At 72.2% G+C, this 21,679-nt stretch carries 24 protein-coding genes; 15 read left to right on the top strand and 9 right to left on the bottom strand.

Translation table 11 applies throughout. From position 1 onward, the window contains the following. Window positions 1-26: 26 nt before the first annotated feature. Window positions 27-1,448, bottom strand: a complete 1,422-nt coding sequence (gndA, locus tag AB0B72_RS31980) for an NADP-dependent phosphogluconate dehydrogenase (protein ID WP_367743009.1) — start codon at window positions 1,446-1,448, stop codon at window positions 27-29. A 96-nt stretch (window positions 1,449-1,544) separates the two neighbouring features. Continuing rightward, window positions 1,545-2,768 carry a TIGR03118 family protein gene (locus AB0B72_RS31985; protein WP_367743012.1) on the bottom strand — a complete coding sequence of 408 codons (1,224 nt, stop codon included), beginning with the start codon at window positions 2,766-2,768 and terminating at the stop codon, window positions 1,545-1,547. A gap of 371 nt (window positions 2,769-3,139) precedes the next feature. Here AB0B72_RS31985 and AB0B72_RS31990 point away from each other — a divergent pair, with 371 nt between their 5' ends. Next, entirely contained in the window at window positions 3,140-4,027 is an 888-nt protein-coding gene (locus AB0B72_RS31990) for a hypothetical protein (RefSeq protein ID WP_367743013.1), read from the top strand. 87 nt (window positions 4,028-4,114) lie between these two features. Here the strand turns inward: AB0B72_RS31990 and AB0B72_RS31995 are convergent, their stop codons facing one another. Further along, the gene (locus tag AB0B72_RS31995; RefSeq protein WP_367743014.1) at window positions 4,115-5,089 is read right to left on the bottom strand and encodes a sulfotransferase; all 975 of its coding nucleotides are present in this window, start codon (window positions 5,087-5,089) and stop codon (window positions 4,115-4,117) included. A 153-nt stretch (window positions 5,090-5,242) separates the two neighbouring features. Between AB0B72_RS31995 and AB0B72_RS32000 the strand changes: the two genes are divergently transcribed. From AB0B72_RS32000 to AB0B72_RS32015, 4 genes are read left to right on the top strand one after another with little or no spacing between them, the layout of a single operon-like run. Continuing rightward, on the top strand, window positions 5,243-5,563 hold the full coding sequence (locus AB0B72_RS32000) for a hypothetical protein (protein WP_367743015.1): 321 nt from the start codon (window positions 5,243-5,245) through the stop codon (window positions 5,561-5,563). After that, window positions 5,560-7,038 carry a C2 family cysteine protease gene (locus AB0B72_RS32005; RefSeq protein WP_367743016.1) on the top strand — a complete coding sequence of 493 codons (1,479 nt, stop codon included), beginning with the start codon at window positions 5,560-5,562 and terminating at the stop codon, window positions 7,036-7,038. Before AB0B72_RS32000 ends, AB0B72_RS32005 begins: the two co-directional genes overlap by 4 nt. Next, the gene (locus AB0B72_RS32010; RefSeq protein ID WP_367743018.1) at window positions 7,035-7,295 is read left to right on the top strand and encodes a hypothetical protein; all 261 of its coding nucleotides are present in this window, start codon (window positions 7,035-7,037) and stop codon (window positions 7,293-7,295) included. Before AB0B72_RS32005 ends, AB0B72_RS32010 begins: the two co-directional genes overlap by 4 nt. Window positions 7,296-7,306: 11 nt before the next feature. Then, window positions 7,307-7,663 carry a hypothetical protein gene (locus AB0B72_RS32015; protein ID WP_367743019.1) on the top strand — a complete coding sequence of 119 codons (357 nt, stop codon included), beginning with the start codon at window positions 7,307-7,309 and terminating at the stop codon, window positions 7,661-7,663. 59 nt (window positions 7,664-7,722) lie between these two features. Here the strand turns inward: AB0B72_RS32015 and AB0B72_RS32020 are convergent, their stop codons facing one another. Continuing rightward, on the bottom strand, window positions 7,723-9,147 hold the full coding sequence (locus tag AB0B72_RS32020) for an MFS transporter (RefSeq protein ID WP_367743020.1): 1,425 nt from the start codon (window positions 9,145-9,147) through the stop codon (window positions 7,723-7,725). A 58-nt stretch (window positions 9,148-9,205) separates the two neighbouring features. Here AB0B72_RS32020 and AB0B72_RS32025 point away from each other — a divergent pair, with 58 nt between their 5' ends. Beyond that, window positions 9,206-9,739 carry a winged helix-turn-helix transcriptional regulator gene (locus tag AB0B72_RS32025; protein WP_367743022.1) on the top strand — a complete coding sequence of 178 codons (534 nt, stop codon included), beginning with the start codon at window positions 9,206-9,208 and terminating at the stop codon, window positions 9,737-9,739. On the opposite strand, the gene AB0B72_RS32030 is transcribed toward AB0B72_RS32025, so the two are convergent. The 3 genes from AB0B72_RS32030 to add form a co-directional block, all read right to left on the bottom strand. Then, a complete protein-coding gene (locus AB0B72_RS32030; protein ID WP_367743023.1) occupies window positions 9,681-10,184 on the bottom strand; it encodes an ATP-binding protein in 504 nt (167 codons plus the stop codon). The genes AB0B72_RS32025 and AB0B72_RS32030 overlap by 59 nt on opposite strands. A gap of 147 nt (window positions 10,185-10,331) precedes the next feature. Then, entirely contained in the window at window positions 10,332-11,519 is a 1,188-nt protein-coding gene (locus AB0B72_RS32035) for a hypothetical protein (protein WP_367743024.1), read from the bottom strand. A 149-nt stretch (window positions 11,520-11,668) separates the two neighbouring features. Next, window positions 11,669-12,703, bottom strand: coding sequence for an adenosine deaminase (gene add / locus AB0B72_RS32040; protein ID WP_367743025.1), 1,035 nt, complete (start codon window positions 12,701-12,703; stop codon window positions 11,669-11,671). Between the two features lie 160 nt (window positions 12,704-12,863). Between add and AB0B72_RS32045 the strand changes: the two genes are divergently transcribed. Next, the gene (locus AB0B72_RS32045) at window positions 12,864-13,484 is read left to right on the top strand and encodes a hypothetical protein (RefSeq protein ID WP_367743026.1); all 621 of its coding nucleotides are present in this window, start codon (window positions 12,864-12,866) and stop codon (window positions 13,482-13,484) included. A gap of 22 nt (window positions 13,485-13,506) precedes the next feature. After that, window positions 13,507-14,202 carry a hypothetical protein gene (locus AB0B72_RS32050; protein ID WP_367743027.1) on the top strand — a complete coding sequence of 232 codons (696 nt, stop codon included), beginning with the start codon at window positions 13,507-13,509 and terminating at the stop codon, window positions 14,200-14,202. Between the two features lie 10 nt (window positions 14,203-14,212). Here AB0B72_RS32050 and AB0B72_RS32055 read toward each other — a convergent pair whose 3' ends face one another. After that, on the bottom strand, window positions 14,213-14,839 hold the full coding sequence (locus tag AB0B72_RS32055; RefSeq protein WP_367743028.1) for a hemerythrin domain-containing protein: 627 nt from the start codon (window positions 14,837-14,839) through the stop codon (window positions 14,213-14,215). Between the two features lie 189 nt (window positions 14,840-15,028). Here AB0B72_RS32055 and AB0B72_RS32060 point away from each other — a divergent pair, with 189 nt between their 5' ends. The 5 genes from AB0B72_RS32060 (at window position 15,029) to AB0B72_RS32080 (ending at window position 18,627) form a co-directional block, all read left to right on the top strand. Beyond that, a complete protein-coding gene (locus AB0B72_RS32060) occupies window positions 15,029-15,721 on the top strand; it encodes a nucleotidyltransferase domain-containing protein (protein ID WP_367743029.1) in 693 nt (230 codons plus the stop codon). Continuing rightward, a complete protein-coding gene (locus tag AB0B72_RS32065) occupies window positions 15,718-16,473 on the top strand; it encodes a nucleotidyltransferase domain-containing protein (protein ID WP_367743030.1) in 756 nt (251 codons plus the stop codon). The genes AB0B72_RS32060 and AB0B72_RS32065 overlap by 4 nt, the downstream gene beginning before the upstream one ends. A 79-nt stretch (window positions 16,474-16,552) precedes the next feature. Further along, window positions 16,553-17,356 carry an SAM-dependent methyltransferase gene (locus AB0B72_RS32070; protein WP_367743031.1) on the top strand — a complete coding sequence of 268 codons (804 nt, stop codon included), beginning with the start codon at window positions 16,553-16,555 and terminating at the stop codon, window positions 17,354-17,356. A gap of 15 nt (window positions 17,357-17,371) precedes the next feature. Further along, complete coding sequence (locus AB0B72_RS32075) at window positions 17,372-18,271, top strand: TIGR03619 family F420-dependent LLM class oxidoreductase (RefSeq protein WP_367743032.1); 900 nt, start codon at window positions 17,372-17,374, stop codon at window positions 18,269-18,271. A gap of 122 nt (window positions 18,272-18,393) precedes the next feature. Next, entirely contained in the window at window positions 18,394-18,627 is a 234-nt protein-coding gene (locus AB0B72_RS32080) for a hypothetical protein (protein ID WP_367743033.1), read from the top strand. A 217-nt stretch (window positions 18,628-18,844) separates the two neighbouring features. On the opposite strand, the gene AB0B72_RS32085 is transcribed toward AB0B72_RS32080, so the two are convergent. Continuing rightward, window positions 18,845-20,083, bottom strand: a complete 1,239-nt coding sequence (locus AB0B72_RS32085) for an MFS transporter (protein ID WP_367743034.1) — start codon at window positions 20,081-20,083, stop codon at window positions 18,845-18,847. 215 nt (window positions 20,084-20,298) lie between these two features. Between AB0B72_RS32085 and AB0B72_RS32090 the strand changes: the two genes are divergently transcribed. Beyond that, window positions 20,299-20,934: a TetR/AcrR family transcriptional regulator gene (locus AB0B72_RS32090; RefSeq protein WP_367743035.1), complete on the top strand. Its 636-nt coding sequence runs from the start codon at window positions 20,299-20,301 to the stop codon at window positions 20,932-20,934. Window positions 20,935-21,103: 169 nt separating this feature from the next. After that, on the top strand, window positions 21,104-21,538 hold the full coding sequence (locus AB0B72_RS32095; RefSeq protein WP_367743036.1) for a heme-binding protein: 435 nt from the start codon (window positions 21,104-21,106) through the stop codon (window positions 21,536-21,538). Window positions 21,539-21,679: the final 141 nt, after the last annotated feature.

Genomic DNA, 21,679 nt, shown 5'->3' on the forward strand with positions numbered 1-21,679 from the left:
GCCGTACAGGCGCTGTGCGGACGGGGTCAGGCGGGGCGCTCGGCCCGGTCGCCGGACCAGTCGGTGTGGAAGTCGCCCTCCTGGTCCACCCGCCGGTAGGTGTGCGCGCCGAAGAAGTCGCGCAGGCCCTGCACGAGCGCGGCGGGCAGCCGCTCCCGGCGCAGGGCGTCGTAGTACGCCAGCGCGGAGGAGAAGCCCGGCGTGGGGACGCCGATCGTGGCGGCCGTCGCGACCACACGGCGCCAGGACTGCTGCGCCGCCTCCAGCGCCGCGGCGAACGTCGGGTCGACGAGCAGGGTGGGAAGCTCCCGGTCGGCGTCGTACGCCTCCCGGATCCGGTCGAGGAAGCGCGCCCTGATGATGCAGCCGCCGCGCCAGATGGTGGCCATGGCGCCCAGGTCGACGTCCCAGCCGTACTCCTTGCTCGCGGCGGCCATCTGGTCGAACCCCTGGGCGTACGCGACGATCTTGGAGGCGTACAGCGCCCGCCGCACGTCCTCCACGAAGTCGCCGTCGGCGTACGCGTCATCGGGACCGGCGAGCGAGCGAGCGGCCTCCCGCTGCTCGGGATGGCCCGACAGGGCGCGGGCGAAGACCGCCTCGGCGATGCCGGTCACCGGGACGCCGAGGTCGAGCGCGCCCTGGACGGTCCAGCGGCCGGTGCCCTTCTGCTCGGCTTGGTCCACCACGACGTCCACGAACGGCCGTCCGGTGGCCGCGTCGACGTGGCCGAGCACCTCGGCCGTGATCTCGATCAGGTACGACTCCAGATCGCCCTGGTTCCATTCGCGGAAGACGTCCGCCAGGTCCTTCGGGTTCAGGCCGAGCGCCTGCCTGAGCAGGTCGTAGGACTCGGCGATCAGCTGCATGTCGGCGTACTCGATGCCGTTGTGCACCATCTTCACGAAATGGCCGGCGCCGTCGGGGCCCACGTGCACGCAGCACGGCGTCCCGTCGACCTTCGCGGCGATGTCCTCAAGCAGCGGGCCGAGCGTCTCGTACGCCTCGGCGGCGCCGCCGGGCATGATGCTCGGGCCGTTGAGCGCCCCCTCCTCGCCGCCGGAGATGCCGGTGCCGACGAAGTGGATGCCCCGCTCCCGCAGCGCGGCCTCCCGGCGGCGGGTGTCGGCGAAGTGGGCGTTGCCCCCGTCGATGATCATGTCGCCGGGCTCCATGACGGCGGCCAGCTCCTCGATCACCGCGTCGGTGCCCGCGCCCGCTTTGACCATGATGATCGCCTTGCGCGGCCGGCGCAGCGAGGCGACGAACTCCTCGACGGACGACGCGGGGATGAACGCCCCCTCGTCGCCGTGCTCCTCGATGAGACGGGTGGTCCGGCTCTCCGTCCGGTTGTGCACCGCGACGACGTGGCCGTGGTGGGCGAAATTCCTTGCCAGGTTGCGTCCCATGGTCGCGAGCCCGGTCACTCCGATATCTGCCTTGTCCATGACTACAGTCATATACCGCCCGCTCTCCGGAGGAGAGATCGGCCGCGCCCGAGGCCGCGGCCGGTCGTGGTGTCGTTCACGGATCCGGTGGCCCGGTCAGTAGCCGTAGCCGCCGGACGGCGCCTGGTGCGAGTGCGACGCGGAGGGTTTCGGCGTGGCGCCGGCGGAGGGCGTGGCCGTGGGCGAGGCGGACGACGACGAGGGCCGGAGCAGGCCGAGCAGGCCGTGCTGAGCCTTGGAGACGCCGGCGGAGAACCAGACGGCGTCGGTCCCGCCGTTCTGGGCGGTGCCGGGCTCCAGGTCCCACAGGCCCTCGATCGCGACGGCCTTCCCGTCCGGCCGGCGCAGCGGCCCGAGGTAGCGGCCCGTCCGGGCGTTGTAGGCGTTGACCCATCCGTCGCCGAAGTTGCCCACAAGCAGCGCTCCGCCGTACGCGCCGAAGCCGGCCGGGGCGAGCGTCATCCCCCACGGCGCGTTGAGCGGGCCCCGGGCGGCGAGGTGCCGCACGTAGCGGCCCGCGGGGGTGAACTGGCTGACGAACCCCGCGCCCCGGCCGGCCACCGCCTTGCCGGTGGCCGGGTCCCGCTTGGCGTACGCGACCAGGACCGAGCCGCCGACGACCTCCACGTTGAAGGGGGAGTAGTCCCGGGGGAGTGAGGGGTCGCGGAACTGCCGTCGCGACAGCCGTACCCGCGTGAAGTCGTCGTCGAAGACGTGGACGCGCCCGTGCGAGAAGGAGGGGGCCAGCAGGAACGTGCCCCGGTTGGTGTTCATCAGGGCCAGGCCCTTGTAGTCGGCGCCCCGGGTGAACGCGGCGATGACGGCGTGGGCCGGGTCGGCCTTGGCGCTCCACGCGGTGATGGCTCCGCTGGGGCTGGAGAAGATGAACGAGGCGGGGGCCGTCCCGAGCCTGCCCTTGATCGTGAAGGCGTCGCCGCCGTAGGCCACCTGCCCGGTCGGCGTGCCGCCGGGGATCGACACCTGCGCGGGGGCCTTCCTCACCGTGCCCACTCCGCCGGTGTAGACGGTCGCGGACCCCGTGCCGGCGTCGGACACCCACAGGGTCGCGCCCATGGCGAGCCCCCAGGGGTTGACCAGCTTGGGGTCGGTGAGCGCCGCCCTGCCCTTGACGTCCGACACCAGGTCGACCTGGGCGAAGCGCGTGGCGGCGCGGCCCCACGAGGGGGACGACGACGCGGACAAAGACGACGCGGACAAAGACGACGCGGACGTGGACGCGGACTGGGGATGGGCGGGAGCCGCGGCGGCGAGCGCCAGCGTGAGCGGCGCGGCGCAGAGCGTGATGATACGTGCCCGCATGGGGCCTCCTGGGAGATGGTCGCAGCTGTGTCGGCATGCCCTTACAGCCCGAGATACGCCGCTCCGGCCCGCGGGGTTCAGCGTGGAGGCGGAGACGTTCCCAGTGTCCGGCCTGACCTATCATGACAAAAACCCGTAAACCAAGCAGGTTTTATAGAGAGATGGCAGCCTGGTGGCGTGGGTGCTTGGTGTCCCAGAGCTTCCTCTGTTATCAGAGGGAAAGCGCCCGAGCGGTGGGGGGAAGCGCCCTGCTCGGGCGGTGCCGCCGTCGTCGACCCAGTCGGTGACACCAGCCCCCCGCCAAGCCTCCCGGTCCTGCCATACAGTCCCGCCATACAGTCCCGCCCCGTCGTCAGCCAACGGAGACTCACGTGTTCATACCGCAGCCGGAACGGTCAGTCGTCGCGATCCCGCCGCCCGGGGACGGCCCCGGGTTCTGGGCCGGAGCGCCCAGCGCCGTGTGCAGAGACGGATGGATCTACCTGGCGTACCGGTTGCGGCGGCCGATCGGGGCCGGGCGCGGCTACGCGGTGGAGATCGCCCGGTCGGCTGACGGCGAACGGTTCGAGACCATCCTGACGATCACCAAGGAGTCGATGAAGACCGAGTCGCTGGAGCGGCCGACGCTGGTGGTCACCCCGGAGGGCCGGTGGCGGCTCTACCTCAGCTGCGCGACGTACGGCACCAAGCACTGGCGGGTCGAGGTCCTCGAGGCCGACGACCCCGCCGGCTTCGACCCCTCCGAGTCGAAGGTCGTGCTGCCGGGCGACCTCAAGACCGGGGTCAAGGACCCAGTGATCGTCCACCACGACGGCGTGTGGCACCTGTGGGCGTCCTGCCACCCGCTGGAGGACGACGACGAGACCGACCAGATGGTGACCGACTACGCCACCAGCCCCGACGGGCTCGAGTGGTCCTGGCAGGGGACGGCCCTCGACCGCCGGCCGGACCGGTGGGACTCCCGCGGCGTGCGGGTCAGCGCGGTCACCTTCACCGGCCAGACCGTCATCGCCTACTACGACGGCAGGGCCTCGGCGGCCGAGAACTACGAGGAGCGGACGGGCGTCGCCATCGGACCCGACCCGTCCACGCTGACGGCCACCGGGACCAGGCCCGCCGCGGAGTCGTCCCACGGCGGGCGCGGGCTGCGTTATCTGTCGATCGTGCCCGTGCTTGACGGCCACCGGCTGTACTACGAGCTGACCCGGGCCGACGGCGCGCACGAGCTGCGGACGGAGCTGCGCACCGGGCCACGCTGACCGGCCGCGTGGAGGGCCGGTCGCATAGAGGGCCGGTCGCATAGAGGGCCGGTCGCGTGGAGGGCAGGCGGCGTGGAGGCCGCCGGGCTACGCCGACCGGCCCCTGGGCCGGCCGTTGCGGGCCTGGCGCTGGCCGGAGGGCCGGGCGCCCACCAGGCCGCCGGACCTTTCGCGTGGGCGAAGCCAGTCGCTGAAGTCCTCCTCGGTGACCTCCTGCAGCAGTGCGATGTCGGCCGCGAAGTGGGCCAGCAGCTCCTGCCGCTGGGCCCACGTCAGCGGCTGCCGGGGGCGGCCCCTGCTCTGCAGGAGCCGCTCCAGGGGAGCGGTGAACCGCTGCCCCAGCAGGGGATCGCCCAGGCGGACCATCGCCGCCAGGATCCGGTGAAGGCGGCTCTCCGGCGGATGGGCGGTCACGTTCTCGCGCGGCACCTCGCTGAGCAGCCCCTGCTCCACGCCGAGGAAGCCGCAGATGCGGTCGAGCGTCTCGGTGGGCCGGTCGACCAGGTCCCGGTACCGCAGCAGCAGCACCTGCTCGCGGGGGAACAGGGTGAACAGGTGCTCCAGCTGCCGGCCGTACCGGCCGAGGCCCACGTAGTGCCAGAACGGTGACCAGCCGGCCTCGGCCCGGACCTTCTCGGCCGCGCACGCCTCGATGACGTCGCCGATCGGCTCCAGGCCGGCGGACCACAGATGGGTCCAGTTCGAGTGGGCCCGCTCCACGGGGTCGCGCAGCGAGATGATCAACTTGGCGCCGGGGACGGTCTCCCGGATCCGCCGCTGGGCGTCCAGGTCGTACAGGTAGAACGGCGTCGACTCGCCGCTGAGCGTGCCGGGCGGAGCGCCGTCGAACAGCGCCTCGTAGTCCGGCCGGCGCCAGACGTGCTCGCGGTAGGTCTCGGCGTCCCCGGGCCCGCCCTTCGCCGGTGGAGGGCCGTCGGTGAGGAAGAACTTGGGCTCTTTGACGGGCGACATGAACAGCCCCGGATGGCGGGCCAGGGCGGCGTGCAGGGCGGTGGTGCCGGCTTTCGGCACCCCCATCACCAGAAAGTCCGGCAGGGCCATGTCATCCTCCCACTATCCCGACTAATTTTGTTGGTTATACACCTCCCGCGAGGGTCTCATCAGAGTGGGTGTACCACCAAGGTGATGAGCCCTATCCGCGCGGGCTTTTCCTACCACCCTCCGTCAAAAAGAATCATCAGTAGCATTGCCTCCATGATCCCCGACGATCCGGTGGAAAGCCCCGAATCGCTGCGGAGGCGGGCCCACGAGCTCAGGGAGTGCGCGCGCCGCGCGCGGGCCGTCGCCGAGAGCCTCGGCCCCTGCCTCGACCAGGCGGTCTCGATCGCGACCGCCAAGGACGCCTGGCAGGGCTGGTACGCCCAGGAGACCACCGGCCGCCTGTCCGAGCGGCAGCGGGGCCTGCGCGGCATGGCCAGCGCGCTCATGAGCGACGCCGGCGCCTGGCTGACCGAGGCGGACAAGCTGGAGCGCCAGGCCGACCAGGTCGCGAAGACGGCGAAGGCGGGCAAGTGAGTTACACGGGCTTCGACGTCGGCAAGATCCGGAGCCTGGCCCGGGAGCTGCGCAAGGTGGGAGCGGCGGCCGGCCCGCTCCACCGCGACCTCGCCAAGGTGCTCACGGACGCCGAGGCCGCGCTGGGCGGCGCGCAGCCGACCACATCGCAGCCGCTCCTCGACGCGATGCGCGGGGGGCCGCCCAAAGGTCTGCCGGGCGACCTCGCCGCCTCGCTCCCCAGCACGGCCGGGGAGATCGACCGCCGATGTGACCGCATCTCCCCGCAGAACGGGGCCTTCCTGCCGGGGACGGTCGTCGACCCGATGGTGGTGTTCAGCCGCGACGAGCCCGACGAGGCGAAGGTCAACCGGGCGCTCGACGCCCTCAAGGGGCTGAACGGCAAGGACTTCGGCGTCAACGGCAACCGCGACGACGTGCGCGCGGTGGCCAAGCTGCTGGAGGAGCTCACCCCCGCCGAGCTCGACCTGCTGCTGTCCAAGGTCGCCGACGGCGACCTGAAACGGTTCGGCGAGCTGATCGGCGACACCGGCGGCCACTGGTACAACCTCTTCGACGAGAACGGCCTGCCGGAGGGCGAGCGCCGGGAGCTGCTCAGCCACCTGCTGGAGCGGGCGGGGCCCGGCCTGTGGCCCAAGCTCGCCGCCGACCTGCCCGGTGTGCAGCCGGGTTTCGACACGACCGACGTCTTCCTCGACGGCGTCAACAGCCAGAGCGGCGTGTCCACCACCGGCCTGCGGAACGGCGTGCCGAACGTGCCGCTGTTCACCGACGGCGTGCAGGCGGACGAGGTGGCGCAGGGCACGCTCGGCGACTGCTGGTACATCGCGTCGCTCAAGGCGACCGCCGCCGCCGACCCGAAGTTCATCCAGGACGGCATCCGGCAGAACGCCAACGGCACGATCTCCGTCCGGGTCTGGGACAAGGACGGCAAGCTCCACTGGGTCACGATGACGCCCGACCTGCCCCTGGACGCCAACGGCGAGATCGCCTTCGCGCGCTCCGTCAACGGGGGGAAGACCACAGAGAGCTGGCCCGCGTACTACGAGAAGGCCTTCGCGCTGCTCTACGCGGACGACTCGGGCGGCGCCCCGGACGGCAAGGGGGACGACGACCGCTACGACCGCGAGGAGCAGGGCGACTACGGCGCGATCGAGTGGGACTACACCGACAAGGCCCCGCCGTACGTCACGGGCCACGACACCGACGACATCGACCTCGACTACACCGACGTCAAGACGGCGTTCGAGTCCGGGCACCCGGTGATCGTCTCCAGCCACTCGAACGCCGACGGCGTGCCGGCCCATCTCAAGGCCGCGTACGTGACGCGGCACGTGTTCTACGTGAAGGGCTTCAAGGACGGGAAGATGATCCTCGGGAACCCGTGGGGCCCCGGCTCGCCCGACGTCGTGGTCACTCCGGACGAGTTCAAGAAGCTGTTCGAGGACCCGCAGAAACTGAGCGTGGGGAAGTGACGGCGATGGACGTCCACAGGTGGCGGCTGCGACGCGGCATTCCGTACCGGTTCGAGCACGAGGGCGCGTCGCTGCTGGTCGGCGTCAACGACCTGGTGCCGGGGAAGGTGACCGTCACGGTGAACGCCGACGGCGTGCCGCGTGACACGTTCGAGCTGGCGGTGGGGGACACCGCCGAGATCGCCGGCAGGCTCTACACGGTGGCCGCGATCGAGGCGGCCGGACGGGGATACGCGGACCTGGAGGCACAGTCGTGATGCGGACGAGCATGAGCCGGACGGTCGTGAGCCGGATGGTCGTGGTCGCCGCCGCCGTCATCGCCGTCTCGGGCTGCCAGGCGGCCGGCTTGCCCCTGGGCGGGGCGGACGAGGGGTGCGCCGGGTCCGACCAGGAGGGGGCCGTCCATGTGCTCCAGGGCGGCACGTATCCGATCGTGGGAGACGTCCGCGCCGGGATCAACACGGTCGGCGACGACCACGTGGCGACGCTGACCCTCATGGACGGCGGGCCAGGCGGCTCCCACACGGTGAAGGTCAAGGTGGGCGACCTGTTCATCGCGGCTGATCGCGGCTTCCAGGTCGTCGAGGTCTGCCCGAGCCGGGTCTCCCTGATCCTCAAGTCCTGACGGCGTCCGGCGGGGCCGGCTCACGGCGGCGCGGCCGCGCCTGGTGATCCGGGTACGGCTCAGCCGGGCGGCGTCCCGCCGCGCATGAGGAGCGCGAACAGCCCGCCGAGCACGGCGATCGCGGCGGCGACGCACAGCATGGCGTCGGCGCCCGCCGCCGCGGTGTCGGCGGCGCCCACGATCGCCACCGCGAACGCCACCCCGAGGGACCCGCCGATGTACCGGGCGGTGTTGTTCGCACCGGAGCCCATTCCCGCCCGGCCCGCCGGGACGCTGTCGACGGACAGCCGTGCCAGGGCGGCGTTACCCAGGCCGCTGCCCGTCCCGACGACCACCATGGCCGCCACCGCCCGGGGCCAGGACCAGTGGCCGACCGACCCGAGGAGCACCAGGTCGCCCGCCGCGCCGAGCCCGAGGGCGAGCGCGAGCTGGAGCCGCCCGCGCAGCCGCAGCCGCCCTCCGGCGATCGCCGCCACGACGGACACGCCGGTCCAGATCGCCGTGACCCCCGCCGCCTCCAGCGGCGTGAACCCGTCCACCAGCTGCATGATCGTCACGAGGTACGTCATGGGGCCGATGAGACTCAGGCCGGTGACGAGGGCGCCGATGATCGAGGTGAGGAACAGCGGCCTGCGGAAGAGCGTGAGATCCAGCATGGGGGCCCGGCGGGTGGCCTCCACCGCCACGAACAGGCCGAGCAGGACGGCCGTGGCGGCGAACAGGGACAGCACCCGGGGGTCGCTCCATCCCGTGCGGCCCTGCGTGACCGCGGCGAGCAGCGCGGCCAGGCCCAGCCCGAGCGTGGCGACGCCGGGCAGGTCGATCCGCCGGGACGTCTCGGCCCGCGACTCGCTGAGGAACGCCACGGCGGCGATGCCGGCGGCGACGGCCGCAGCGGCCAGGACCCAGTAGACGACTCGCCAGCCCGCCCGGTCGGTCAGGATCGCCGACAGCGGCGGGCCCAGGGTCAGCCCGGCCCCGATCATCGCGCCCCACGCGGCGGTCGCGCGCACCCGCTCGTGCCCGGCCGGGTGGGTGTGGCCGATCATGCCGAGACCGGCCGTCAGGAGGGCCGCGCCGGCGCCTCCCTGCACGACCCGCGCGAGGACGAAGACGAGCGTCCCCGTGGCCGTGGCCGACACGACCAGGGCCGCCGCGAGCAGCGCCGCCCCGATGACGAACACCCGCTTGCGCCCGAGATCGTCGGCGAGCGTGCCGGCGGTGAGCAGCAGGGCGGCCAGGCCGAGGGCGATCCCGTTGAGGATCCAGATCTGCCCGGAGGGCCCGGCTCCGAGCCCCGCCGCCGTCTGCGGCAGCGTGGTCACCGGAGCGCTGTAGACCATCAGGACGAGAAGGGTCGCGGCGCACGCCACCAGGAGGGCGGCCCGCCGTTCCGCAGGACCGGCGACGGCCCTCTGAGGCCGGCTCGTCAGGGGAGGACTCGTCGGCTCTACTACTGCGCTTGGTTCGATCACTGAACTCACGGGGACAGACCCTAGCAGTGCTGGTTCGGTGACTGAACTCGGGGGGTAGGGTGGGGGCATGGCGCTGGGGAAGGACTACGAGGGTCAGGACTGCGCGCTGGCCCGCGCGCTTGAACTGGTGGGCGAGCGGTGGACCCTGCTGGTGATCCGGGACGCGTTCTACGGTGTGTGCCGCTACAGCGACTTCGTCGCCCACCTCGGCATCCCGCGAGCGGTCCTGTCCGACCGCCTGCAGGCGCTCACGTCGGCCGGCGTGCTGGAACGGCGTCGCTACAGTGAGTCGCCCCCGCGCGACGAGTACGTGCTGACGCAGATGGGCAAGGAGCTGTGGCCCGCTCTGCACGCGCTGGGCCACTGGGGCAGCCGGCACATGTCCCCGGATGGCCCGAGCAAGTTCTACGTCCACGCGGGGTGCGGGACGCGCCTGAACGCCGCCGGGCTGTGCCCCGAATGTGACGGCGGGCCGGTCCCGCCTGAGGACGTCGAGGTGCGGCCCGTCCGGGAGGGCCGGGCCGGCACCCGCGCCGATCCGGTCAGCCGCGCGCTGACCCGCCCCCATCGCATGCTGCGACCGCTGACCGAACACGCGTAGCGGCCCACCGGCCGTGCGCCGAGGCCGGGCACACGTCCGGCTCGGCGTCGAACCAGATCTCGAACCACACCTCGTTGCGGCCGGCCTCGCGGACCAGGCCCCACCGGTCGGACAGGGCGTCCAGCAGCGGCAGGCCCCGCCCGCTGGAGCCGCCCGGCACGGCGTGCCCGGCGCAGGGCGGCCCGGCGGAGCCGTCGTCCTCGACGCAGATCCGGACCCGGTCCGGCAGGCAGGCCACGGTGACGGTGAACGTCCCGCCGTCGCCGGACCGGGAGTGCACGACGGCGTTGGTGGCGATCTCGCTGGTCAGCAGCACGCAGTCGTCGTGTCGCGGATGATCGCGGCCCAGTGTCGCCGACACCAGCCGGCGTGCCCGCCCGACCTGGTCCCGTCCTCCGGCGAGCCGCGTCACACGGTTTCCCGCCCCGTCCCCCGAGATCTCCATAGCACCCTCCCATGGTGGCCGCGCAGAGAGGACGCGCGCCCCACGTCCGTAGATGTCACGGGAAAGTAGGAGTGTGCTTGCCTCGAAGGGGGCATTCCGGGCCACCGGATGTGTCCGATGGCCCGGTGCGGGCCGGGGCCGGCCTGCTCACGACTCCGCGGAGACCGAGCCGTTCACGGTGAGCACGCGCTCGACCTCGATCGCCGGGAACGTGCCGGTGTCGATGATGCCGTGCTCCTTGAAGGCGGTCTCCAGCAGGGCGTGGGCCCGGGGCTCCAGCTTCCAGAGCGCGCGGTACTCCCGCGCCGCGGCGATCGGGACTCCGGTTTCCTGGGCGATGTCCGCCGCCCGGGGCACGTACCTGCGGTCGATCTGGGCGTCCCAGTACTGGCGGGCCGCGCGGAGCTGGGCCGCCCGCTGCGCGGTGTCGACGACCGGCGGGGCGTCCGTGGGCGCGTACTCCTCGTCGTCCTCGTCGAGCGGCGGCCAGCTCCGGGTCCCGGGGGGCAGCGCCGGGGGAGCGGGGGGCTCCTCGGGCTCCGGCGCCCACGGGACGGGCGGGCTGAGGTCGATGAGAGCGGCCGTGTTGTAGAGCGCTCCAATCTGGGACAGCAGCGCCTCCTGCCGTTTCTCGTCCACCGCGAGGCCGGTGTACTCGACGGCGCGGTCCATCGCCCTGTCGAGCTGGGCGAGCGCGACGCGCATCTTGCGGTCGGACGCGCCCGACTCCCGCAGCGCACGGGCGCGCTTGGCCGCCAGCGCCACGCGGGTCAGCCTGCGGTGCGCGTCCACCTCACTGGCGGTCCTGTCGCTCGCCTCGGCCAGGCCGACCCGAACGAGCATCCGCTCCGGGGTCAGCCGCCAGTTGATCCGGGACCGGCCGGTGATGCGGTGCCGTTCGATCGCCATTCCGCGCTCCCACAGCCACGCCGCGACGAGCGGGGCGGCGAGCCGGAAGATCGCTTCGGCGACGCTGCGGGCGTCCATGCTGGACAGCACCGCCGACAGGCAGGTGAGGGCCCACACGGCGATGCCGTCGATGCCGGCGGAGTAGTTCTCCCGCATGTTGCGGCGCGCCCGTACGGCGCTGGTGATCACGGCGACTTCGATGAAGGCGAACAGCAGGAACCGCAGCGGCCCGTCGAAGCCGAGGACGTCACCCGAGAAGCGCCACATGCCCTGGGCCGAGACGCCCGTGGCGATGCTGGCGGCGACGATGGTGAGGATGTCCTCAGTGGGCCGGCCGGCGGCCCAGCGGCGGTAGAGCCGGGACAGCCCGCGGCAGACCACGCGGATGGTGAAGAAGGCCAGGACCAGAAGGACCAGGGCGAACACGCAGATGATGACTGTTCCGACCGGATGGTCCGACGCGAAGGCGGTTATTTGGTCAATGGGGGGCATCAGTCACGGTCTCTCGATGTCCGACGGTTTTCATCGAGATCATTCCAGAATGGCGGCATCACCGTACGCAAAACAAGGCTCACTCAGGTGACGGATGTGACACCGGTGGTCTCGGCGTCGCCGGCCAGCCATGCCCCCACGCCGCGGCGCAGCCTCTCCTTGGTGCCCTCAGGGGCGAACGACGCGTCGACGGAGGCCAGGGCCAGCTCGGCGAGCACGTGGTCGTCGTAGCCGAAGACGTCTCTGGCCACGGCGTACTCCCGCGCAAGGGTGGTGCCGACGATCGACGGGATGTCGGTGTTGAGCGTGACGATCAGCCCCGCGTCGCGCAGCAGGGGCAGCGGATGGGCAGGCAGCGAGGACGCGACGCCCAGGGCGACGTTCGAGGAGGGGCAGACCTCCAGGGGCATCCGCCGCTCCCGCACCTCGGCGACCAGGTCGCCGTCCTCCAGCACGCGGACCCCGTGGCCCAGCCGCTCGGTCCGCCCTGTGGTGATCGCCTCCCGGATGCTCGCCGGGCCCTCGGATTCGCCGGCGTGGTGCACGACGTGCACTCCGGCGTCCGCCGCGGCCTGGAAGACCTCGGCGAACGGCGTCAGGGGGTAGGACTCCTCCCCGGCCAGGCCGATGCCGGCCACCCCCTCGGCCGCGTACCGGCTCGCCAGGTCGAGAGTCCGCCAGGCGCGCTCGACGGAGCGCCTGCGTGAGTGGTCGAGCAGCACCCGGCACTCGACGCCGTACGCCTCCCGGCCCTCGGCGAGCCCGGCGAGCACCGCCTGGAGCGGCATGTCCAGGTCGCCCAGCCGCTCCCCGTGGGACGCGGCGGTGAACGTCACCTCGGCGTAGCCGGTGCCCTGCGCCGCCTCGTCGGCGCAGAACTCCAGCGCGATCCGGTGGAAGTCCTCAGGCCGGCGCAGGGCCTCCCGCACGAGGGCGTTGTGGTCGGCGAACTCCCGGAAGCCGCCGAAGGCGCGCGGGCCGTCACCGGGGCCCTCGCCGGGGCCGTCCGGGACCGTCACGCCGTTGGCGGCCCCGATCTCCCGCAGTGTGTCCCACCGGACGGTGCTCTCCAGGTGGACGTGCAGATGGGCCTTCGGAAGGCGCGTGATTTCCCGCATGGCTCCCGAGCCTAGAGAGGCGGGCTCCGGCGTCGCGACCGGATTTCCCCGTTCTGGTCGCCAGGAGATGTCCGGAAATATCGGTATCAAATGCGTTGGCACCGCTGCTGATCAGCGGAAACATCCTGCGGCGGCCCGGCCGCCCTTCCACCCTCGACCCGTGCTCGACAAACCCCTGGAGATCGTGAACCGCGACAAGGATTGGGAGATCCTGTCGAGGTTCCTCACCCCCCGCCCCGCCGACATGGGCCCCGGGGCGTCGATCGCGGCGGTCACCGGACGCCGCCGGGCCGGCAAGACGTACCTGCTGGAGCAGTTCAGCGGCCAGAGCGGAGGGCTGTACTACGAGGCCCGCCAGGAAGACGATCTTCTCCAGGCGCAGCGGCGGCTGCGCGAGGCCATCGCCCAATACGAGCCCGCACGCGCCGCGGAGATCGAGGCGATGCCCATCGGAGAGCCGGACACCTGGGACCGCCTGCTGGAACTGGCGATGAACCTCACCTCCGCCCGCCGCACAGGCGGCACGGTGCCTCCCGTGATCATCGACGAGTTCCCCTACCTGCTGAGGGACACCCCGGTCTTCCCGTCGATCCTGCACCAGCTTTACGACAGCCACATGCTCAGTCCCGTCCCGCGGCCGAGGGGACCTGGCGCTGGAGCCGCCGCAGACGCTGGAGGAGTTCGACGCGTGGGTCGCCCGGCTGACGCTCACCCCGGATCCGGACCTCTTCACAGAGACCGAGATCTGGCATCTGCTGCGGGAGGATCCCCGGGCGGGTGATAAGGCGATCTACCAGCAGGCCATGAAGGCGATCGCGGGGGGCGCCACCACCGCGGCGCAGGTCGGCGGGCTGCTGGGAAAGACGAAGGAGGAGCTGGAGCCGATCGTGGACCGGCTGGTCGCCATGGGCTACGTCGACGAGCGCGTCAACCTCTTCCCGCCCTTCACGTACGTCCTGCGGCTGCGCGACCCGGTGATCCGCTTCCACTACGCCGTGGTCGAGCCGGCGTTGCAATTGCTGCGGGGGAACTCGGGCGGACCGCTGGAGGCGTGGCGGGGCATGGCCGCCCAGTTCCGCTCGCAGGTGGTCGGCCCGGCCTTCGAGGATGTCGTCGCGCACAGCGCCATGCGGATGCTCTACAACCGGGACATCAAGATCGGCAACAATGGCTGGACCGTCGTGCACGACCCGCAGACCGCCAAGAACCACGAGGTCGACCTCGTGGGGCTGGAGCCGTTCGCGTCGGCGCTCAACAAGAAGTCCCCCGTCGTGGTCATCGGCGAGGCCAAGGCGACCCGGCGGCCACGAGAGCTCAAGGACCTGCAGCGCCTCCGGAGGATCCGCGAGCTGCTCGCCAAGGAGCGCCCGGCCGACGACGCGAAGCTGGTCCTGTTCTCGTTGTACGGCTTCTCGGACGCCCTGCTGGAGGAGGCGGCGGATCGTTCCGACGAGGTCGTGCTGTTCGGCCTCGACGACCTGTTCGAGTGGAAGGACTGACGGCGGAGCCTCAGAAGTCGAGGCCCAGGCGGGCGAGCGGCTCCACCAGCTCCTCCTCCTCGTACCCGAGGTGGGAGAGCAGCACGTCCGCGAGGAGCTCGACCTGTTCGCGCACCAGGCCGAGCCGCTCAGGGTCCGCGATCATCGCGACGAGGGCGGCGTCCAGGCCGGTCAGCACGTCGGCGATGACCTCGTGCTCCTGCTCCAGCCTCTCGACCACCGGCGCCAGCGTCTCGTCCGCCTTGGCGAGCATCGGGAACATGTGCTCGTCCTCGATCGTGTGGTGCGTGGTGACGAGGCGGCAGTAGGACGCGCAGAACGTGCCGAGCGTCCAGTAGTTCTGCCGCATGGTGAGCCGGTTGATCATCGTGCGGAGGGCGGCGGCGTCGGCGCGTCCCGCGGCGACCTGGTCCAGGGCGTCCCGGATCTGGGCCAGCTCCTGCCGCAGATGGTCGTGGATGAGCACCAGCCGCCGGCCGTGCTCCTGCCGGGCGGGGGGCAGGGCCCCGAGATCCCGCTTCGGCAGCCGGGGCCGCGTGGCCTCGTCGAGCACGCCGCCGCGCGACCGCCGCCCGCCGTCCACACCCCCGTCGACGCCTGTGCCCAGGTCCGTGCGCCCATCCGCCTGCCCGTCCATCTACGCGGCCACCTGCCCGTTCATTCGCCCGTCCATTCGCGCGTCCATTTGCGCGGCCCGCCGCACGAGCCGGGGACGCCCGCCCGCCTCAGAGTGAGAAAGCCTGCGAACCGCTCGCCGCGCCTTACACGCTTGCCCGTTCACCAGGGGTGGAGCCTACCGACCGGGTCTGTGGCAGGATCCGTCGGCATGGAGCTCCAGCTGCCGCCCGGGACGGTGCTGTCGGTCGTGTCCGGCTCACGCGCGTACGGGCTGGACACGGACGGGTCGGACGTCGACCGGCGCGGCGTGTTCGTCGTGCCCACCCCGATGTTCTGGCGCCTGGACAAGCCGCCCACCCATGTCGAGGGTCCGCTGCCCGAGCAGCTCTCCTGGGAGGTGGAGCGCTTCTGCCTCCTCGCGCTCGCCGCGAACCCGACCGTCCTCGAATGCCTGTGGTCCCCGATCGTCGAGCACTCCGGCCCGGTGGGGGAGGAGCTGCTCGCGATGCGCCGGGCGTTCCTTTCCCGCCGGGCGGTGGAGACGTTCGGCGGCTACAGCGACAGGCAGTTCCGCCGCCTCGACCCGGACGACCCCCGATGGTCCACGGCCGCGGCGGGCCCGACCCGGCCGCGCAAGATGGCGATGCACGTCATCCGGCTGCTGCTCAGCGCCCTGCACCTGGCCCGCCACGGCGAGCCGATGGTCCCCGTCGGGGCCCACCGCGACAGCCTTCTCGCCGTACGGCGGGGCGAGATGCCCTGGCCGCGCGTGCGGCGATGGCGAGAGGAGCTGGCCGCCGAGCTCGCCGAACGGCGTGCCGGGGGCGGTGCGCTGCCCGACGAGCCCGACCGCGCGGCCGTCGAAGAGCTCCTGGTCTCCGTCCGGAGGTCGGCGCTGTGACCGCCGTCCTGCCCCCCTGGCTCGCCGAGGTCCCCGGCGAGCAGCCGCACCCGCTCGCGTTCGCGTCCGTCAGCGGCGCCCACCTCTACGGTTTCCCCTCCCGCGACTCCGACGTCGACCTGCGCGGTGTCCACGTCCTCCCGGCTCGGGAGGTCGTCGGCCTGCGGACCGGAGAAGAGACCGTCGTCCGGTCCTGGACACGGGACGGCGTCGAGATCGACCTCGTCACCCACGACCTCGCCAAGTTCTGCCGGATGCTGCTCAACCGGAACGGGTACGTCCTGGAACAGCTCCTGTCGCCGCTGGTCGTGCTGTCCTCCCCGCTGCACGAGGAGTTGCGCGCGCTCGCCCCCGGCTGCCTGACCAGGCACCACGCGCATCACTATCTCGGCTTCGCCCGGACCCAGCGGCGGCTGTTCGACCGCACGGCGGAGCTGAAGCCGCTGCTGTACGCCTTCCGGGTGCTGCTGACCGGGGCCCGCCTGATGCGGACGGGCGTGCTCGCCGCCGACCTGACCCTGATGTACGACGAGGGCCCGCCGTACCTGCCGGACCTGGTCGCGGCCAAGCGCGACGCCGAGCACGGCGGCCTGCCGGACGGCGCCCCTCGCAAGGAGGAGCTCGCCGGCGACCTCGACCGGCTCACGGCGGACCTGGAGCGCGCACGGGACGCCTCGCACCTCCCGGACGCGCCGTCCGCGCACACGGCCCTGCACGATCTCGTCGTACGGGCACGCCTCGGCGATGCGTGACAAGTCGCTGACAATCTGAGAAAGATAGATATGCTGATCTTTGTCGGGATGTCAGACCGCACGCACGGGGGAGTGCCTGTTGGAACGAGACCGCGATTCCCGGGGCGTCGACGCCACCACGCCGAACGTGGCCCGGCTCTACGACTACTACCTCGGTGGCAAGGACAACTTCTCCGCCGACCGTGAGGCCGCCGAGCGCATCCTCGCGATCGCACCCGAGGTCCGCCTGGCCGCCCGGGAGAACCGGGCCTTCCTCGGCCGGGCCGTCCGGTTCCTGGCGGAGACCGGGATCACGCAGTTCCTGGACATCGGCACCGGCCTGCCCACCCAGGGCAGCGTGCACGAGGTGGCGAGCACGGTCGTCGACCGCCCACGGGTCGTCTACGTCGACAACGACCCCGTGGTGCTGATCCACGCCAGGGCGCTGCTGGAGGACGACGGCCTCACCACCGTGGTCGAAGGAGACCTGCGGCGGCCGGAGGACATCCTGCGGCATCCCGCCGTGGTGGAGGCGATCGACTTCAACCGCCCCGTCGGGCTCCTCCTCGCCGCGATCATGCACTTCGTCACCGAGGAGGACAAGCCCGCGCGGATTCTCGCCACCCTCCGGGAGGCGCTGCCGCCCGGCAGCCACCTCGTGCTGTCCCACGGCACCCGGGACGCCCGTCCCGCCGCCGTCGACACCGGGACGCGGGTCTACCGCCAGGCGACGTCACCGCTCGTGCTGCGGTCCCGGCCGGAGATCGAGGCCATGTTCGAGGGGTTCGAGCTGGTGGATCCGGGGGTGGTCTGGCTGCCCCAGTGGCGGCCCTACCGCTCCGACGCGTCGTTGCTCCGTCCCGAGTCGTCCCTGATCCTCTGCGGCGTGGGACGCAAGATCTGACGGGCGGGGCGCGCGGTGGAGATCGGCCTGGGGCTGGCGCAGTACGGGCGGTTCGCTTCGCTCGACTGCGTGCTGCTCGTCGCCCGCGAGGCCGAGTCGCTCGGCTTCTCCAGCCTCTGGACGGGCGACCGCCTGATGACCCCGCTGGAGCCGAAGGACCGCTACCCGGGCGGCGACGGCATCCCGCCGGCCCACCGGGAGTTCCTCGACCCCGTCGCCGTGCTGTCCGTCGCGGCGGCCTGCACCACCCGCGTACGGCTCGGCACGAGCGTGCTGAACGGCCCCTGGTACCCGCCCGCCCTGCTGGCCCGCTCGCTCACGACGGTCGACGTGCTCAGCGGTGGCCGGCTGTGCGTGGGGCTGGGTCTGGGCTGGTCCTCCGACGAGTACGCCGCGGCCGGCGTCCCTTGGACGGGCCGCGGGGCCCGGCTGGACGCGGTCCTCGACGTCCTGGAGGCCGTGTGGACCACCGATCCGGTGTCCTACCGGGACGAGCGATGGTCGATCGTCCCCAGCCACATCTTCCCCAAGCCCGTCCGCAGGCCGCCGGTCTACCTGGCCGGGTTCACCCCGGCCGCCCTGCGCCGCACCGGCCGCCGGGCCGACGGATGGCTGCCAGCGTCGCTTCCGATCCCCGCCCTGACCTCGATGTGGGCGGCCGTGCGGAGGGCCGCCGGGGAGGCGGGCCGCGATCCGGACGCCCTGCGCGTGGTGCTGCGCTGCAACCCGGTCATCACCGGCGAACCGGTGGACGGGTCGCGGGTGCCGAGGGCCGGCACCGTGGCCCAGATCGCCGGCTATCTGGCCGCGGCGGCCGACGCCGGGGTTCACGAGGCGCTCGTCGACCTCCAGCTCACGGCCCGCGACGCTCATCACCTCCTCGCTCTCGCCGAGGCCGTACGCGCCGCGCTCTGATCCGCGTACCCTCGGATGAAGCGGGACCGAACGGGCACGACATGCGAATCTCCGGGGGTGGCGGCGCGTCGCCGGCCCCGCGTGCGGATAATGGCCCAAGCGCCACAACTCAGGAGAACGCTTTGACCACTCCACTCGGCAGAGACAATCTCGACCTGGCGGCGACCGCCCAGGAGCTGGCCGACCGCGCCCCCACGGGGTCGCTGAGCCATGCCGCCGCGAAGTCCGTGGCGATCACCTTCGCCACCACACGCGACGTCGCCCAGGCCAGGACCGCCCTCCACGGGCTCGCCCCCGACGACGTACGGCAGGCCGCGCTGGAGCTGTTCGACCAGCTCTCCGCCCGGCCGCGCTGACGGCGCGGGCCTACGGCGCGGCCGGCCATCCGGCCGCGTCCGGCATGATCTCGGCCCGGCGGAACGTCATGAGGCCGCCGGCCGGGTCGAGCGTGCCCCAGGACAGGTAGCTGAACCGGCCTCAGGGACGGCCGCGCGCTCGATCCGCATGTCGTGCGGAACGAGACGGGAACGACGGACCGGCCGCCGGGGTGGCCGGTGCGTCGCTCCCGTTTGATCAGGCCGCCGCGGGCGGGGGAGCCAATGACTCGCCGGCGGCGGACGCGGGCACCTCGCCGGTGACCGGCGGCTTGAGGAAGCCGGTCACCCAGGATGCCGGGATCGCGATCACTGAGATCACCATGCCGGTGATCACCGGGCCGGAGGCTCCGTGGGTGGCCAGGGCCCAGCCACCCGCGAGGGAACCGATGGCGATGCCGGCGTTGATGGCCGAGGCGGGGAGCGTGGCCGCCAGGTCGGCGCCCGGGCCGGACAGCGACACGATGCGGTACTGCAGCGACGGCACCATGCCGAAGCCGACGATGCCCCATGTGATCAGCGCCAGGGCGACGAGCGGTGGCACCTCGCCCGCGAAGTAGAGGAACACCAGGGCCGCGACGAGCACCACGTTGGCCACCAGGATCGCCCGTGCCGCGTTGCGGTCGGCGAACCGGCCGCCGCCGAAGGCGCCGACCGCGGTGGCCGCGCCGTACGCCAGCAGGAAGGCGCTGATGAGGGCGCCGGAGATGCCGGTGACCTGGTCGAGGAACGGCGTGATGTAGGTCAGGGTCGCATAGGGCCCGGCGAACAGCAGGACGCACAGGCCGAGCACGGCGAGCACCCGCGGTGCGAACGCGTGCCGGGCCTGGGTCCAGGCATTGCCCGCTCCGCCGTTGGGAACCGGCGGGATGACCAGCACCAGGGCGACCAGGACCGGCGCGCCGAGGCCGATGATCGCCAGGTACGCACCCTCCCAGCCGCTGGCCTCACCGATCAGCGTGCCGATCGGCACACCGAGCGCGGTGGAGACCGCGAACCCGCCGATGACGGCGGAGAACGCCCGGCCGATCCGCTCCGGCGGCACGAGGCTGATGCCGGCGGTGAAGGCGAGACCGACGAAGAGACCCTGCAGCGAGCCGGTCAGCGCCCGTACGACGACGAAGACGGCGAAGTCCGCCGTGAGCACCGCGACCAGGTTGAGCACCAGCCACACGGCCATCGTCGACCAGAGCAGCGCCCGGCGGCCGAGCCTGATGGTGAGCGCGGTCAGGATCGGCCCGCCGATGGACAGGCCCAGCGCATACGCGGTGACCAGGAATCCGGCGACACTCACCGACACGCCGAGGTCCGTGGCGACCGGCTGGAGCACGCCGACGACGACCAGCTCGGCGCTGCCCATCGTGAACGTGCCCAGGAACAGCACAAGCAGTGCCAGGTTGGTGCGGGTCCGGCTCCCCGGCGCGGTTTGTGTACTCATGACTTCCTTCCTGATCTCGCCCGGGTGGTCGGCCGCCCCGGGCGGCGAGCGCCCGGCGCGACCCCGGGATGTGTTCGCCCGGATGCCCGGCCACCGTCCGACACATCATCGAAGATCACTGTACCGTAGTTAGGGAACGATCCCTAACATTCGCGCTCACTATAGTTGGAGGCGATCTCGCCTCAAGTTCGTCGGGCGAAGGCAAGGGGGAACACGTGACGCGGCGGCCAGGCTCCGCTACCCGGGAACACGTGCTCCAGGTGGCGCACGACCTGTTCTACTGGCGCGGCATCCGGGCCACCGGGGTGGACTCCGTGGCCGCCGAGGCGGGGGTGGCGCCCACCACGCTGTATCGGCTGTTCGGTTCCAAGGACGGCCTGGTGGACGCCTATGTCGACCACGTCGAGCAGGGCTACCGCAAGTGGTTCACCGGCGCCACCGAGCCCGGTGCGCTGCCACCGCGGCAGCAGATCCTCGACCTGTTCGACCGGATCCTCGCCTCCCTGCAGCCCGAAACCTGCCGTGGGTGCGCGTTCCTGATGACGCTCGGCGAGTTCCCGGACAAGGAGCTGCCGGCGCACCGCCGGGCGGTGGCCGCGAAAGCCTGGAGCCGTGAGCGGCTACGCGGGCTGGTGCGCCATCTGGCCGAGGTCGAGACGGTCGAGGACCCCGACGCTCTCGCCGACCAGTTGACGCTCATCATCGAGGGAATGAACGCCTCGGCGCAGGCGCTGGGTGTCGACGGGCCGGCCAGGCGGGCCCGGGCGATGGCGGAGGTGCTGCTCGACGCGGCGACGGCGGGAGGGCCCGCGCGCCGGCCGGTCCAAGCGGCCCCCTCCGACGCCCGGTGACAGCGGCGCGCCCAGTCGAAGCGGCCCCTCCGACGCCCGGTGACAGCGGCGTGCCCGCGGCCGCTCGGTCGCGGGCCCCGCTCGCCGCACCGGATTGACGCAAGGTAGGGTTCCCTATCATTGCCTCGTATGCTCCGGAGCATGTCCCAGCACCCAAGGAGTCGCCACATTGAGCAAGGTCATCACGCTCTCCGCGGCGGAGTCCCGCCGGGCCCTCGACGCGGCCCTGGCCAAGGCCGAGGAGCTGGGTTTCACGGTCGCCATCGCTGTCGTCGACCACGCGGGACACCTGACCTCTGTGGCCCGGATGGACGGTTCCACGTTCATGGCCACGACCATGGCGGCCAACAAGGCGATCACCTCTGCCGGCTCGGGCATGTCCACCCACGAGATGGCCGGGTTCCTGGCCGCCGACCCGGTCATGCTCACGGCCATGGCGGCCCAGCCCGGCATCTGCATCCTGCCCGGTGGCGCCCCGATCCGAATCGCCGGTGCAGTCGCCGGTGCGATCGGGGTGGCCGGTGCCCCGACGTCGGCGGAGCAGCAGATCGCTCTGGCCGGTGTCGCCGCCGCCGTGGGGAGCTCGGAGACAGAGGTGGATTGACCGGGCCGCACGGGCCTTCGGACCGCCCCGGTCCACAGTGGATGGAACGTGATCGTGGTGGCGTTCGAGCCTGCCGCCCGGCACGGCCGGAGACAACGGCGCCCCGGGACCGTCGGGACCGGTACTGCGGGCCATCGTCCT

The organism is Microbispora sp. NPDC049125, from assembly GCF_040802045.1.
In the GTDB taxonomy this organism is placed as follows: Bacteria; Actinomycetota; Actinomycetes; order Streptosporangiales; family Streptosporangiaceae; genus Microbispora.